The following is a 13,308-nucleotide window of genomic DNA, read 5'->3' on the forward strand; positions in this document are numbered from 1 at the left end:
CGTGCTGCACCGCGGCGAGGAAGGCGGGCGCGTCCTCGCGCTCGGTGAACCACTCGGCGAGGAGCTCGCAGACCCGCGGCGCGTCGCCCGACGCCAGGGTGTGGCGCAGCGCTTCGGCCTCGTCGCCCGGCGCGCCCCGCCTGGCGTGGAAGTCGCGGAGGAAGGCGTGGAGGTCGCTCCACTGGCGGCCCGGCTCCTCGCTCGGCGAGGCGCGGCGGGTCTCGTGGACGAGCAGCGTGTACAGCAGCGGGTCGGAGACGAAGGAGGGCGCGGGGACGAACAGATGCCCGCGCGGCACCGTCCACTCCTCGCGCTCCAGGTAGCGCTCGGCCTCCACGACGCGCGCCCGCTCCGCGTCGACGACGCCCGCGTGCCCCTGGAGTGCCTCGCCCGTGAGGCCCTCCCCCGCGAGTGCCTCCGCCGCCTCGCGGTCGCGTGCGAGCGAGAGGACCATCAGGTGGTGCCTGGTCGGCAGCGCGGGGAGGAGCCTGCGGACGAGGTGCTCGCCGACGGGCACGCTGTCCTCCGTCGGCAGGTCGAGGAGGCTCTCCGGGGTGACGGGGCGTTCCTCCGCCGCCTCGACGGCGACGTCGCAGAGGACGCTGCTGCCGAGCGGGTGCCCGCCCGTGAGGCGGTATATGACGGTGCGGAGTTGGGCGTGGCCGGGCGTGGCGGTGCGCTGGAGGAGGGTGAGCAGATCGTCGGCGGTGAGCGGCGGCAGCGGGACGCGGAGCACCCCGGCGGAGCGCCGGTCGGAGGAGCGGCGCTGCCACTCCAACGGCTGGGCGAGGTCGGCGAGTTGGCGGCGCTGGGCGCGCGGGTAGCGGTCGGTCCCGTCGCCGAGGTGGGTGGCGAGGACGACGAGCGGGTCCGCGGTGCCGCCGCCCTGCGCGGCGATGCGGCGCTCCTCCAGCAGCCGGTCGAGGAACGCGCAGCCCGCCTCGGTGTGTGCGTCGTCGAGGAGCGCGAGCGGGCGCGGGACCCGGTTGACCCGGCGCCACCAGCCCGTGTAGCCGTCCGCGAGATCCTCCAACAGGGCAGCCACGAGGGTCTGTTCGACGGGCGGGAGGAGGTCGCCGCCCTGGTGGAAGTCGAGGCAGAGCCGGACGAGCGGGTCGATCTGCTCGGCGTCGGGCGCCTGCGGGCGCGCGCGGTACCAGGCGTTGGCCTCCGCCCGCTTCGCCGCCGTCGAGTGCTGCTGCATGTACGCGTCGACGACGAGGGTCGCGACGGTCTCGACGTCCTCGTCGCCCCCGGCGTCGGCGAGTTGGTCGGCTATCGCCGTGACCCAGCCCTCCCCGTCGAGCTCGGCGCCGCCCACGGCGAGCGGCAGCAGGCGGCCGATGCGCTCCGTGGCGAGGACGCGCTGTGCCTGTTGGGCGCGGCGCCAGCTCGTGACGGCGAAGAGTCCGGGGAGGAGCCTCGGGAAGCGGCACGGCTGGTAGCCGGGGACGGCGGCGGAGAGCCCGACGGCGATCCGCTCCAGGACCTCGACGACCCCCGAGGTGTTGGGGAGTTGGGTGTAGGGCTCGGGCCCCGCCTCCTGCTGGGGCGCCCCGAGCGCGGCGAGGTCGACCCGCGCGAAGGGCACCAGACCGCGGTAGTTCTCCTCCGCCGCGTCGAGCGCCGCCGTCTTGCCCGTACCGTGCTGGCCCGTGAGGAGAACGACGGGAAGGTCGCCCTTCGGCTCCTGCCGCACCAGCCGGACGCGCGGCACCGTCTCCAGGCCGACCAGCCTCGGCAACAGCTCGTCCACGAGCGGCTCTTGCCCGTACAACCGCACTTGCGTGTCCCCCCGCTAGTTGGTCCGAACCGGTGTCGACGACCTGCCCGTGGCCGCCGCCACAACGCCGTCCGCCGCGACGTCGTCGCCGTCCCGCTACCCAATCGTCACCCTCCGACACGCGGGCTCCCGGCGGGCAGGGGCGGCACGTCGGCGGCGTCAGCCTCCCATCGCCCGGCTCATCACCTGCTCCATCACGAGGTCGAGGAGTTCCTTCGCCGCGCCGTTCGACGCCGAGGACATCACCTGGCGCATGCGCTGGAGCACCCCGCCGGAGCGCGTGTGCGCCTCCTCGCCCCCGCTGTCGTCCTGGAGGGCGAGCTGCTCGCTGAGGCGTACGAGCTCCTGCCTCGGCTCTTCGGGCAGGTGCAGCTGCGGCGCCATCTCCCTGATGAGCACCGCGAGTTGCTGCGAGTTGAGCTCGATCGAGTAGGTGACGTCGCTGCTGTAGAGGTCGCGTCCGGCGATCTGGACCTTGTTGGCCTGGTGGATGACGGTCTGCATCACCGGCTGCTGGCGTTCCCTGCGCTGCCGGAGGTAGTCGTCGAGGCGCGCGCCGCCCCAGACGAGCTCGCGGCCGTCGTCGGTGAGCGAGAGCTGGCGGCCGCCGAGCGCGTCCTCCTCGCCGTACGCGACGAGGTCGATGGAGACGAGGTAATCGACCGCGGCCGCGACCTCCTGGCTGGAGAGCGCGTCGCCGAGGAAGAAGACCTGCGGGGAGTCGTGGAACTCGCCGATCCTGGAGCCCGGTTGACCACGGCGGGAGCCGAGCCAGTCGAGGAGTGCGTCCTGTGCGTACCGCCAGCGCTCGTTCTCGTCCTGCCTGCGGTGGTTGAGACGGCCGACCTGCTCGACGCCCGCGGGTTCGAGGACGACCTCTTCGCCGCTGCTGCCGTAGTGGGTGTACCTGCGCAGGAAGCCGAGCCCTGCGAGGTGGTCGACGAGGCTGTCGAGGACCGCAGGATCGAGGCTCTGCCGCTGCCGGAACTCGGTGCAGTCGACGGGGTCCTGGGAGTCCGCGCCGGAGTTCTCCGAGACCCACAGCAGTAGCCGCGGCGCGTACCGGTCCAAATCCGCGTCCGGGGCGCCGTGGCTGGGGCGAGAGGGCAACGAAGCAGTCACTGTGTCGGCGAGCCTACCCAACGCGCTTGGTGCAACCAAGGGTTGACGGACAATCACCCGCTCGTCACGCACATGTGTGCGGCGTGGCGCAAGAGCGCCCCGCCGCACCGATTCCCCTTGTCAGGAGGGGAGTCGCCGCCCGCGGGGCACGCGTGGCGTACCCCGGAGCGGACGGCTCAGATTCCGGCGTACGAGTGCTTGCCGTTGAAGAAGACGTTGACGCCGTAGTAGTTGAAGAGGAAGCACGCGAAGGCGAACAGCGCGAGGTAGGCCGCCTTGCGCCCCTTCCAGCCGGCCGTGGCACGCGCGTGCAGGTACATCGCGTAGGCGACCCAGGTGATGAACGACCAGACCTCCTTGGGGTCCCAGCCCCAGTACCGGCCCCAGGCGTCGCCCGCCCAGATGGCTCCCGCGACGATCGTGAACGTCCAGAACGGGAAGACGGCCGCGTTGATCCGGTAGGCGAACTTGTCGAGCGAGCCGGAGGAGGGCAGCCGCTCCAGGACCGAGGTCGCGAACCCGCTGGGCTTGCCTCCGGACATCAGCTTCGTCTCGTAGCGGTCGCGGAAGAGGTAGAGCACGGTCGCCACGGCGCCGAGGTAGAAGAGCGCACCGCAGATGATCGCCAGCGAGACGTGGATGTAGAGCCAGTACGAGTGGAGCGCGGGGACGAGCTGGTCGCTCTCGGTGTAGAGGACGGTCACGGCGAGACCGAGGTCGAGGAGGACCGTCGTCACCAGCGGCAGCCCGATCCAGCGCACGTTCTTCTTGGCGAGCAGGAAGGCGAGGTAGGCGCCGACCGCGACCATCGAGAACGTCGTCGAGAACTCGTACATGTTCGCCCACGGCGCACGCTGCACCGAGAGCGCACGCGTGAGGACGCCGGCGAAGTGGAGCAGGAAGGCGAGGACGGTGAGCGAGACGGCGATCCGCCCGTACATGTCGCCTTGCGCGTCGCCGCCCGCGGCGCCGGGGCCGTCGGGAACGTCGCCGCGCTTGCCCGCGCGGGTGACCACCTCCGGCGGCTCCAGCACCGTGGTGCTGCCGCCCGACTTGACCTTGACGGAGGGCGCACCCGCGTCCGCGGACCCCTCGCCCTCGCCCGCCTCGTCGGCGCGCGCGTTCGCCGCGCGGGCCTTCGCGCCCGTGGCGCCCTTGCCGAGCGCGGCGGCCGTGCGGGCCACCCTGCTCCGGCTGCCGAAGGTCCACTCGGCGATGTGCCCGATGAAGGCGAGCACATAGACGGCCATGGCGGAGTAGATCAGGTAGTTGCTGATCTCCGCGAGGCTCTCGTTGGTTGCAGCCGCGATGTTCACTCGCGCTCTCCCTCTGTCTGTTGTCCGCTCGCCTCCGGGCGCGCGCGCCCGTCCCGAGGTTCGCCCGGTGCGGAGTCGCCCCCGTCGCCGGCCTGTTCCGCACGGGCGCCCGGCACGTCGTCAGGGCGCGCCTCCCCGTGCGGCTCGTCCTGCTGCGGTTCCGCTGCCGCGCCCCGCTCCGGCTCCGCTGCCGTGCGGTCGGCCGCCTCCTGGCCCGCGGATCGGGGACGCGGGGCCTCCGCGTGGAGCGAGGCGACGAGGCCGGCGAGCTCCTCCGGCAGCCGCGTCGACTCGCTGCGCCCGAGCCCCGCCATCTCGACGACGGTGCGCCCGTCGCGCCCCCGCTTCGCCCGCACCCATACGCGCCTGCGCTGGATGAAGAGCGAGCCGGCGAGGCCGCCGATGGCGAGCAGGGAGCCCGCTAGCGCCCAGCCGTTGCCGACCTGGTGGGAGACGGTGAAGTTGGCCCACTGCTCGATGCCCTCGAACTCCAGCGAGCCCGCGCCGTCCGGCAGCTTCATCGTGTCGCCGGGCTGGAGCCGCTGGGCGAGTGCGTCGCCGTCGTCGTTCTTGAACTGCTCGAGGTTGCTGGTGTCGAGGCGGTAGACGTTCTGCGCGGGGCCGCCGTCGACGCCGAGGTTGCCGTGGTAGGCGGTGAGGAACATCTGCGGGTTCTTCAGCGTCGGCGACTGCGAGAACATCGTCCCCGAGTTCGGCGCGAAGTCCGGCACGAAGAAGCCCTGGAAGCCGAGTTGGTCCTTGCGGCCCTCGGCGTCCCGGTAGTCGGGCACCTTCACCACGCCGCTGGAGGTGAGGTTGTTGTCCTGCTGGAGGAAGGGGACGGGGCCCGCGTACGCGACGTCGCCCTGCCCGTCCCTGACGGTGACCTTCGGCGCGTAGCCGTGGGCCTGGAGGTACACCTTCGACTCGCCCACCCGCAGCGGCTCGTTGACCTTGACCGTGGCGTCCTTCGGCTTCCCCTCGGCGCCCTCCCAGTAGGAGATGTCGGCCTGGTAGTCGCGGGCCGATCCCTTCTGCGGCCCCGTCATCTCGTACTCGGCGCGGAAGTCCTCGAGCGTGAAGCCGAAGGTGTCGAGGTCCTGCGGGGTGAAGAGGGAGCCGGAGGAGAAGTCGTCGTACTGCGTGAGGGTGTTGGAGAAGCCCTCGCCCATGACGACGAGCTTGCCGCCCTCCGACTTGAAGAGCTGCCCGGCGCCGAAGGCGAGGAGCAGCACGATGAGGGAGATGTGGAAGAGCAGGTTCCCCGCCTCGCGCAGGTAGCCCTTCTCGGAGGCGACGGAGTCCCTGCCCTCCGCCCTGTGCACCCGGAACCGCTTCTTGCCCAGCAGCGTACGGGCCGTCGCGAGGACGTGGTCGGGTTCCGCCTCGGTCTGCCACGTGGTGTAGACGGGCATCCGGTCGAGCTTCCGGGGCGCCCGCGGCGGCCTGCCGCGGAGCTGCCCCACGAACTGCCAGGTGCGCGGCACGATGCACCCGGCGAGCGAGACGAAGAGCAGGATGTAGATCGCCGAGAACCACACCGAGGTGTAGACGTCGAAGAGTTGGAGCTTCTCGTAGAGCGGCGCCAGCGTCGTGTGGTCGTCCTTGAACCGGTCGACCGCGATCGCGTCGACGTCCGTCTGCGGGATGACCGAGCCGGGGATCGCCGCGAGCGAGAGCAGGAAGAGCAGTATCAGCGCGAACCGCATCGACGTCAGATGCCGCCAGACCCAGCGCAGCCAGCCGATCAGCCCGAGCGAGGGGACGTTGAGCCGCTCCTCGCTCGGCGCCGTCGAGAGCTGCGAGGTGGCGGCCTCCTGATCGGCGGCCTCGTCCTGCCCTGAACGCTGGTCGGTGCTGCCGGTGGTGCTCATCGTTCAGATCCCCACGGTGAAGTCGGAGGACCAGATCTGGATCTCGTAGACGATCTGGTCCCAGATACCGGTGACGAGGAGGACGCCGACCGCGACGAGCATGCCGCCGCCGATCCGCATCACCCAGGCGTAGTGCCGCTTGACCCAGTCGAAGGCGCCGAGCGCCCGGCGGAAGCCGATCGCCGCGAGGACGAACGGCACGCCGAGCCCGAGGCAGTACGCGACGGTCAGCAGCGCCCCGCGCGCGGCGCTCGCCTCGGTGAGCGCGAGCGTCTGCACGGCGGCGAGGGTCGGCCCGATGCACGGCGTCCAGCCGATCCCGAAGAGCGCCCCGAGCATCGGCGCCCCGGCGAGGCCGACGGCGGGGCGCTTGTGGATGCGGAACTCCCGCGAGGTGAACCGCGAGAGGAGCCCGGTGCCCGCGCTCATGAAGCTCAGGCCGAGCACGATGGTGAGCACCCCGAGCACCTGCGTGATGCCGGTCTTGTGCTCCTGGAGCGCCCAGCCGACGCCGCCGAAGAGCGCCCCCGTGGAGACGAAGACGGCCGTGAACCCGAGGACGAAGAGCCCGGAGCCGGCGAGCATCCGCCCCCTGCGCGCCTGCGCGAGGTCGGTGCCGCTGACGCCTGTGACGTAGGAGAGGTAGCCGGGCACGAGCGGCAGCACGCACGGCGAGAAGAAGGAGACGAGCCCGCCGAGGAGCGCGATCGGCACGGCGACGAGCAGCGCGCCGCCGAGGACGGTCTCGTTCATGCCGGTGGCTGCGGCATTCACGCCCGAGGTGAGGAGGGACTGCGCGGCGAGTGCGTCGGCACTCATACGGGGCTCACTTTCCGCCGTCTTCCTCGACGACGGGCTTCAGCGCGTCCTGGAGTTCCTTCTCGCTGAGCTCCTTCAGCGCACGCGCGGCGATCCGGCCCTCCCGGTCGAGGACGAGCGTGGAGGGGATCGCCTGGGGCGAGAGGCTGTTCTTGGGGAACTTGAGGATCAGCTTGCTGTCGGGGTCGTAGTAACTCGGGTACTCGACACCGAAGTTGCGCTCGAACGCCTTCGCCTGCGCCTTGTCCGGGTCCCTGGTGTTGATGCCGAGGAACTGGACGTCCTTCGGGTCGCTCTCCTTGGCGACCTTCGCGAGGTTCGGTGCCTCGGCCCGGCACGGCGAGCACCAGGAGCCCCAGACGTTGAGGACGACGACCTTGCCGCGGTGGTCGCTGAGCTTGAGGTGCTCGCCGTCCAGTGACTCGCCCTCGATGTCGGGAGCCGCCTGCCGCTCGCCCTCGGGGACGGTGCTGATCTCTCCCGTCCCCTGCACGAACTTGGTGTCGCCCGACGCCGATCCGGCCTCCCCGCCACTGCACGCCGTGAGCGTCAGCGCGCTCGCTGCGGCAACGGCGGCCACCATGGTGATACGCGTACGGACGGCACGGCTCTGGCTCATGTGAAAAGTTTCGCATGAGCCTGCGGAGGATCTTTGGCACCCCCCTTGTCCGATACGTACGGCCTGCTCAGCCCCGTACGCAGGGACCGGCCGGCTCAGGCCCCGACGCCCCCCGAGCCGCCCACCGACCGTGCGCCGGGGCGCAGATGGGCGGGGACGAGGTCGCCCGCCGGCTCCCGGTAGCCGACCGAGACGATCCGGTCGCCGAGGAAGGTGAAGCTGGTGAGCGAGGCGAGCGAGCACTGGCGGCGGCGCGGGTCGTGCCAGAGGCGTCGCCCCTCGACGTAGCTGCGGAGCGTCCAGATCGGAAGCTGATGGCTGACGCAGACCGCCTCGTGCCCCCTCGCCGCGTCCTTCGCCGCGTCGAGCGCCGCGCGCATCCGCACCACCTGCTCGACGTAGGGCTCCCCCCAGGAGGGGCGGAACGGGTTGCGCAGGTACTTCCAGTTGTCGGGCTTGCGCAGGGCGCCGTCCCCGACGCCGAAGGTCTTCCCCTGGAAGACGTTCTCCGCCTCGACGAGCCGGCGGTCGCTCGCGATCTCCAGGCCGTGCGTCTTCGCGAGCGGCGTCGCCGTCTCCTGCGCCCGCTCCAGCGGGGAGGCCACGACGTGCGTGACGTCGCGCTCGGCGAGGTGCTCGGCGACGCGCTCGGCCATCTCGCGGCCGAGCGGCGAGAGGTGGTAGCCCGGCAGCCTGCCGTAGAGGATGCCCTCCGGGTTGTCGACCTCGCCGTGGCGCATCACGTGGACGACGGTGACCGTCTTGTCCAACTCCTCCGCGCCTTCGTGGTTTTGCGCACTTCTGGCGCCTTCGCCGTAGCTCACCTTCGCCGCTCCGCTCTCTCTTGCTTCCGCACGCCGGCGTGCACCGGCGTGCGCTCGGTCCTACTCGGGCTGGGCCTGCGCGGCGGCGGTCGCCGCCGCCGGCAGCGCCTCCGCGATCCGCTCCAGCGCGCGGTCGTCGTGCGCCGCCGAGACGAACCAGCACTCGAAGCCGGAGGGCGGGAGGTACACCCCCCGTTCCAGCATCGCGTGGAAGAACGCCGTGAAACGGTACGTCTCCTGCTGCTTCGCCGCTTCGTAGTCCGGCACGCCGCGCTCGCCGAAGTCGCCGAAGAAGACCGAGAACATGTTGCCCGCGGTCTGCACGGTGTGCGCGACGCCCTCCTTGTCGAGCGCCGCGGCGACGAGTCCGCGCAGCCGCTCCGAAGCGGAGTCGACGGCGGCGTACGCCGCGTCGTCGAGGAGCCGGAGTTGGGCTGTGCCCGCGGCCGTCGCCACCGGGTTCCCCGCGAGCGTGCCCGCCTGGTAGACGGGGCCGACCGGTGCCAGGTGCTCCATCACGTCGCGTCGGCCTCCGAAGGCGGCAGCGGGGAAGCCTCCGCCCATCACCTTGCCGAAGGTCATCAAGTCCGGTACGACGCCGTCGATTCCGAACCAGCCCCGCCTGCTGACGCGGAATCCCGTCATCACCTCGTCCGAGACGAGGAGCGCACCCTCGGCGCTGCACAGCTCCTTCAGGCCGCGGTTGAACCCGTCGCGCGGCGGCACGATGCCCATGTTCCCCGGCGACGCCTCCGTGATCACGCACGCGATCTCGCCCGGGTGCGCGGCGAACGCCTCGCGCACGGCGTCGAGATCGTTGTACGGCAGCACCAGGGTGTCGCCGGTCTGCGCCCCCGTGACGCCCGGGGTGTCCGGGAGTCCGAAGGTCGCGACGCCCGAGCCGGCCGAGGCGAGGAGCCCGTCGACGTGGCCGTGGTAACAGCCGGCGAACTTCACGACCTTCGGGCGTCCCGTGAACGCGCGGGCGAGGCGGATCGCCGACATCGTCGCCTCGGTCCCCGAGGAGACGAGCCGCACCTCCTCCACCGGGTCGATCCGCTCGACGATCGCCTCGGCGAGCTCGACCTCGCCGACACCGGGCGTCCCGAAGGACGTTCCCCTGGCGACGGCGGCGTGCACCGCGTCGGTCACCTGCGGGTGCGCGTGCCCGAGGATCATCGGGCCCCAGGAGCAGACGAGGTCGACGTACTCGCGCCCGTCGGCGTCGGTGAGGTAGGGACCGGAGCCGGACACCGCGAACCGGGGCGTACCGCCCACCGCGTGGAAAGCGCGCACCGGGGAGTTCACACCTCCGGGTGTCACGGCGGCGGCACGGTCGAAGAGCGACTGCGATACTGGGGCCTCGTACGAGTAAGTCACGGAAGCCATGGTGTCAGAGCCGCCACCGGGGCCGCGTCGCGCGTTGCTGCACACGCGTTTCGTAGTCGGCTGGGCGGGGAGGTCTCTGTCACGATGATCGGGTTGCGCGGCCGTGGCCGTGAGTGGTCGGGTGGTGACATGCATCGCGGAGGCGAAGTCGGAGAGGGGACCGGCGACCTCGGACCGGAGCGCGCGGGCGGACGCCATCGTCGCGATGCAGCAGAACCGGGGAGCAGGGGTGGCAGCCCAGTGGGGGTGACCTACAAGTACTTCGGCGCTCCTGACGGCGCCACAGCCGCCAGGGTGCCCCTTTCGATGCGCCCCGAGGAGCTCGGCGGGGACGAGCTCGGCCAGGGCATGTTCACCAAGATCAAGCCCGAGACCATGGCGGCGATGGTCCTCACCGGCATCGAGGGCCTCCCCCTCTACCGCGTCCCCCCGCTCGAACTCGTCGTGCTGCACCCGGATTACGCCGTCGTCAAGCTGCCGATGACGGTCGTCGACCCGCTCCTCGGGATCGGCGAGGAGTCGGTCGGCGCCGCGGCGTTCATCTGGTCGACCGTCCCCGACCGCGCAGGACCGCAGGACGCCTTCGCCATCTACGAACTCCTCCACCACTGGCAGGACTTCTCCGACCGCCTCCACGCGGCGGGCCATCAGCCGTACTGCCTCGTGTGGCCGTGAGAAGCCGCCCGCCGCGCTGAGCGGCGCATCGATCTCCGTCCCATCGAGGATACTTGGGGCAGTTCGCCGCACTCGGCGATACTCTTCCTTTACTCTCTGCGTACCTGCCGTTGGTGATACGTCTGCCGCGGCAGCCCGTCACGTTCTGCCCAAGGAGAAGCATGGCGCTGTGGGATCGGCTCAAGGAGTCCGCATCGACGATGCAGTCCCAGCTCAACGCGAAGAAGAACGACCTGAAGAGCGGCGCCTTCAGAGACGCCAGCATGGCGATGTGCGCCCTCGTCGCCGCCGCTGACGGCACCGTGGACGCGAGCGAGCGCCAGCGCGTCGCCGGCCTCCTCGCCACCAACGAGGTACTCCAGAACTTCCCGGCCGAGGACCTGCGTCAGCGGTTCGAGGAGGGGTGCGAGAAGCTCTCCGCCGACTTCGACTTCGGCAAGGTCAGCCTGCTCCAGACGATCAGCAAGGTCGCGAAGAAGCCGACCGAGGCGCGCGCCGTCATCCAGATCGGCATCGTGATCGGCGGCGCCGACGGCGACTTCGACGACACCGAGCGCGCCGTCGTCCGCGAGGCCTGCTTCCAACTCAACCTTCCGCCCCAGGAGTTCGACCTCTGAGCGAGCGAGCTCGGCGGCCCTGAGCGCGCCGCCGCCCGGCCCCGCCTCCCTTGCGGCGGCGGTGGCGCCCCGCCGGGCTCGGGGTGCGATGATGCCGGGCGGCGGCTTCGTCGCGGCGGCCTGCCGGGCCGTCGATGCGCCGGAAGGGCCGACAGTGAGGTGGGAGATGACCGAGAGACCGGACGAGTTCCCACGCGGCGGGAAGAAGCGCCGTCAGGGCGAGTTGGAGGCGCAGGTCCTCTCGGCGCTGCGCTCCTCCCCGGAGCCCGCGACGGCCGCCTGGGTCCAGCGATGGCTCGGCGGCGACCTCGCGCACACCACCGTCGTCACCATCCTCACGCGGCTCCACGCCAAGCAGACGGTCACCAGGCACCGCAGCGGACGCTCCTACGTCTGGAGCCCGGCGGCCGACGACGCAGGGCTCGCCGCGCTCCGGATGCGCCGGGTGCTCGACAGCGAGAGCGACCGCAGCGCCGTCCTCACCAGCTTCGTCTCCTCGCTCTCGCCCGAGGACGAGCGCCTCATGCGCGAACTGCTGCACGAGGCGTCGGCAGGGCCCGAGGAGGTGGAGCGCAGCGAGGCGGCTGACCGCCGGGGCGCCGAGGGGACCGGAAGCGGCCGCGGTGCACGGGCGTTCGGGAGCGAGCCGTGACCGGCGCGATCTTCCTGCCCGTCGTCCTGCCGCTCACGGCTCTGCCGATCTCCCACCTCGCGGAGCAGTACCTCCACCCCCGGGCCGCCACGCGGCTCCTCACCTCGTTCGGCTGCGTCCTCGCGGTGTGCAGCACGCTCTGCCTCGGCCTCCTCATGGTCGTGGGCACCGCGCACCTGCCGGGGAACCCGCTCCCCGACGGCTGGGCCGACCCGCAGGTCCGCGCCGTCGTCCCCTATCCCGACCTCACGGGGACGACCGCCATCGTGGCGCTCGCCGCCGCCCTCACCGCCGCGCTCACCACGCTCCACCGACACCGCCGCGTCCGGAACCGCGCGCACGCCGCGCTCGCCGGGCTCGGTCCGGGACCGGGTCCTGCCGTCCTGCCGGACGACGAGCCGTACGCCTACGCGCTGCCGGGGCCGGGCGGCGGGCGCGTCGTCGTCTCCACCGGGATGCTCGCACGACTCGAAGGGCACGAGCCCCGGGCCCTCTTCGCGCACGAGCGCGCGCATCTCCGCGCACGGCACCACCGTTACCTGCTCGCCGTCCGGCTCGCCGCCTGCGCCAACCCGCTCCTGCTGCCGCTGCGCGAGGCGGTCGCCTACGCCGCCGAGCGCTGGGCCGACGAGGAGGCGGCCCAGGCCGTCGGCGACCGGCGGCTCACCGCGCGGGCGGTGGCGAGGGCGGCGCTCGTCTCCCGGGCGCGAACCGCTCCCGGTATACCGCACTTTGCGGCGCTCGTCCCGGCGCCCGATCCCGCCGACGGCGCGCGCCCGCCGGGAGGGCTCCCCGCCTTCGCCGCCGGGCCCGTGCCCCGGAGGGTCGCCGCGCTGCTCGGGCCCGTGCCGTCGAGCAGGCAGTGGCCGCCGCTCGCCAGCAGAGGCGGGGTGGCGGCCTTCCTCGCGGCGGCCGGGACGACGGCTTCCGCGGTGGCTTCGCTCAATGCGGCGATCGCGCTCTTCTTCGTGCTGAAGGCCGCCACGCCGCTCTGAGCGGCGACCGTTGAGCGATTCCGTCGGTCGCGCGTGAGTTGGGCCGTCTTCCCGGGCGCCCGTCGGGTGCGTACGCGTCCGCCGGTGTACCGGTAGGTGGGCGGAGCGCGCTCCCCGGCGTACGCGGACGGCCGTGCTGCGCCTGCGAGTTCGCCTCTGATCGATTCGCCCTCCTGGGGAATTGCCCCGAACTTCTACACGTCTGTAGAGTCAACGTCGTCTTGCAGCCGGTGCGCCGACGTGCACCGCCGCACGCAGTCCGCGCGCGGTGCCCGCCGTCGCGCATCCGCGGTGCGCCGCGGTACGGCAGCGAGCGGGAAACGGCCGGCGGGAGGAGACCGGAGTGCACGGCAGGGCAGAGCGCAGGGCGGAGCCCGTCTCGCTGCTGCGCGCAAGCGCGGGCGAGCACCGCGGCGTCGACCTCAGCAAGCAGTGCCCCGTGCGCCGTGCGCCCAGGACTGCGCCGCCCGAGTCCGAGGTCCGCAGGACCTACCGCCCCGTCGAGATCCGCTATGCGGACGGGAGTTGGCGGACGGGCAGGATCACCGCTTGGTGGCGGCCTGGGGCCGCCGACGGAGGGGAGCGGCCTGGGGCCGCCGATGAAGGGGAGCGGCCTGGGGCCG

At 72.1% G+C, this 13,308-nt stretch carries 13 protein-coding genes; 5 read left to right on the forward strand and 8 right to left on the reverse strand.

All coding sequences use genetic code 11. The features are described 5' to 3' along the window. The 8 genes from UWG_RS0121020 to hemL all read right to left on the reverse strand — a co-directional run. Positions 1-1,756, reverse strand: a 1,756-nt coding sequence (locus UWG_RS0121020; protein WP_016909177.1) for a hypothetical protein, incomplete at its 3' end; no start/stop codon positions are given. A gap of 186 nt (positions 1,757-1,942) precedes the next feature. Next, on the reverse strand, positions 1,943-2,905 hold the full coding sequence (locus UWG_RS0121025) for a hypothetical protein (protein WP_237720203.1): 963 nt from the start codon (positions 2,903-2,905) through the stop codon (positions 1,943-1,945). 176 nt (positions 2,906-3,081) lie between these two features. Next, on the reverse strand, positions 3,082-4,221 hold the full coding sequence (gene ccsB, locus UWG_RS0121030) for a c-type cytochrome biogenesis protein CcsB (RefSeq protein ID WP_016909179.1): 1,140 nt from the start codon (positions 4,219-4,221) through the stop codon (positions 3,082-3,084). Next, positions 4,218-6,095: a cytochrome c biogenesis protein ResB gene (gene resB / locus UWG_RS0121035; protein ID WP_016909180.1), complete on the reverse strand. Its 1,878-nt coding sequence runs from the start codon at positions 6,093-6,095 to the stop codon at positions 4,218-4,220. The genes ccsB and resB overlap by 4 nt, the downstream gene beginning before the upstream one ends. A gap of 3 nt (positions 6,096-6,098) precedes the next feature. After that, complete coding sequence (locus UWG_RS0121040; RefSeq protein ID WP_016909181.1) at positions 6,099-6,914, reverse strand: cytochrome c biogenesis CcdA family protein; 816 nt, start codon at positions 6,912-6,914, stop codon at positions 6,099-6,101. 7 nt (positions 6,915-6,921) lie between these two features. Then, a complete protein-coding gene (locus tag UWG_RS0121045) occupies positions 6,922-7,533 on the reverse strand; it encodes a TlpA family protein disulfide reductase (protein WP_016909182.1) in 612 nt (203 codons plus the stop codon). A 95-nt stretch (positions 7,534-7,628) separates the two neighbouring features. Next, on the reverse strand, positions 7,629-8,357 hold the full coding sequence (locus UWG_RS0121050; protein ID WP_016909183.1) for a histidine phosphatase family protein: 729 nt from the start codon (positions 8,355-8,357) through the stop codon (positions 7,629-7,631). Between the two features lie 60 nt (positions 8,358-8,417). Next, positions 8,418-9,737 carry a glutamate-1-semialdehyde 2,1-aminomutase gene (gene hemL / locus UWG_RS0121055; protein WP_029391644.1) on the reverse strand — a complete coding sequence of 440 codons (1,320 nt, stop codon included), beginning with the start codon at positions 9,735-9,737 and terminating at the stop codon, positions 8,418-8,420. Between the two features lie 138 nt (positions 9,738-9,875). Between hemL and UWG_RS0121060 the strand changes: the two genes are divergently transcribed. The 5 genes from UWG_RS0121060 to UWG_RS33800 all read left to right on the forward strand — a co-directional run. Next, positions 9,876-10,421, forward strand: a complete 546-nt coding sequence (locus UWG_RS0121060; protein WP_193386468.1) for a hypothetical protein — start codon at positions 9,876-9,878, stop codon at positions 10,419-10,421. Positions 10,422-10,582: 161 nt separating this feature from the next. Continuing rightward, on the forward strand, positions 10,583-11,038 hold the full coding sequence (locus tag UWG_RS0121065) for a tellurite resistance TerB family protein (protein WP_016909186.1): 456 nt from the start codon (positions 10,583-10,585) through the stop codon (positions 11,036-11,038). Between the two features lie 88 nt (positions 11,039-11,126). Then, positions 11,127-11,690, forward strand: coding sequence for a BlaI/MecI/CopY family transcriptional regulator (locus tag UWG_RS30660; protein ID WP_016909187.1), 564 nt, complete (start codon positions 11,127-11,129; stop codon positions 11,688-11,690). Then, positions 11,687-12,685: a M56 family metallopeptidase gene (locus tag UWG_RS0121075; protein WP_016909188.1), complete on the forward strand. Its 999-nt coding sequence runs from the start codon at positions 11,687-11,689 to the stop codon at positions 12,683-12,685. Before UWG_RS30660 ends, UWG_RS0121075 begins: the two co-directional genes overlap by 4 nt. Positions 12,686-13,028: 343 nt before the next feature. Further along, positions 13,029-13,308 (forward strand): hypothetical protein (locus tag UWG_RS33800; RefSeq protein WP_237720207.1); only part of this gene is annotated, 280 nt, incomplete at its 3' end.

Source organism: Streptomyces xiaopingdaonensis (assembly GCF_000262345.1).
Classification (GTDB): Bacteria; Actinomycetota; Actinomycetes; order Streptomycetales; family Streptomycetaceae; genus Streptomyces; species Streptomyces xiaopingdaonensis.

Bases quoted from the DNA above. Each gene is read 5' to 3' on its own strand.
- resB (WP_016909180.1), bottom strand. From the start codon at position 6,095: ATGAGCACCACCGGCAGCACCGACCAGCGTTCAGGGCAGGACGAGGCC.
- UWG_RS0121040 (WP_016909181.1), bottom strand. From the start codon at position 6,914: ATGAGTGCCGACGCACTCGCCGCGCAGTCCCTCCTCACCTCGGGCGTG.
- UWG_RS0121045 (WP_016909182.1), bottom strand. From the start codon at position 7,533: ATGAGCCAGAGCCGTGCCGTCCGTACGCGTATCACCATGGTGGCCGCC.
- UWG_RS0121060 (WP_193386468.1), top strand. From the start codon at position 9,876: ATGCATCGCGGAGGCGAAGTCGGAGAGGGGACCGGCGACCTCGGACCG.
- UWG_RS0121065 (WP_016909186.1), top strand. From the start codon at position 10,583: ATGGCGCTGTGGGATCGGCTCAAGGAGTCCGCATCGACGATGCAGTCC.
- UWG_RS30660 (WP_016909187.1), top strand. From the start codon at position 11,127: ATGATGCCGGGCGGCGGCTTCGTCGCGGCGGCCTGCCGGGCCGTCGAT.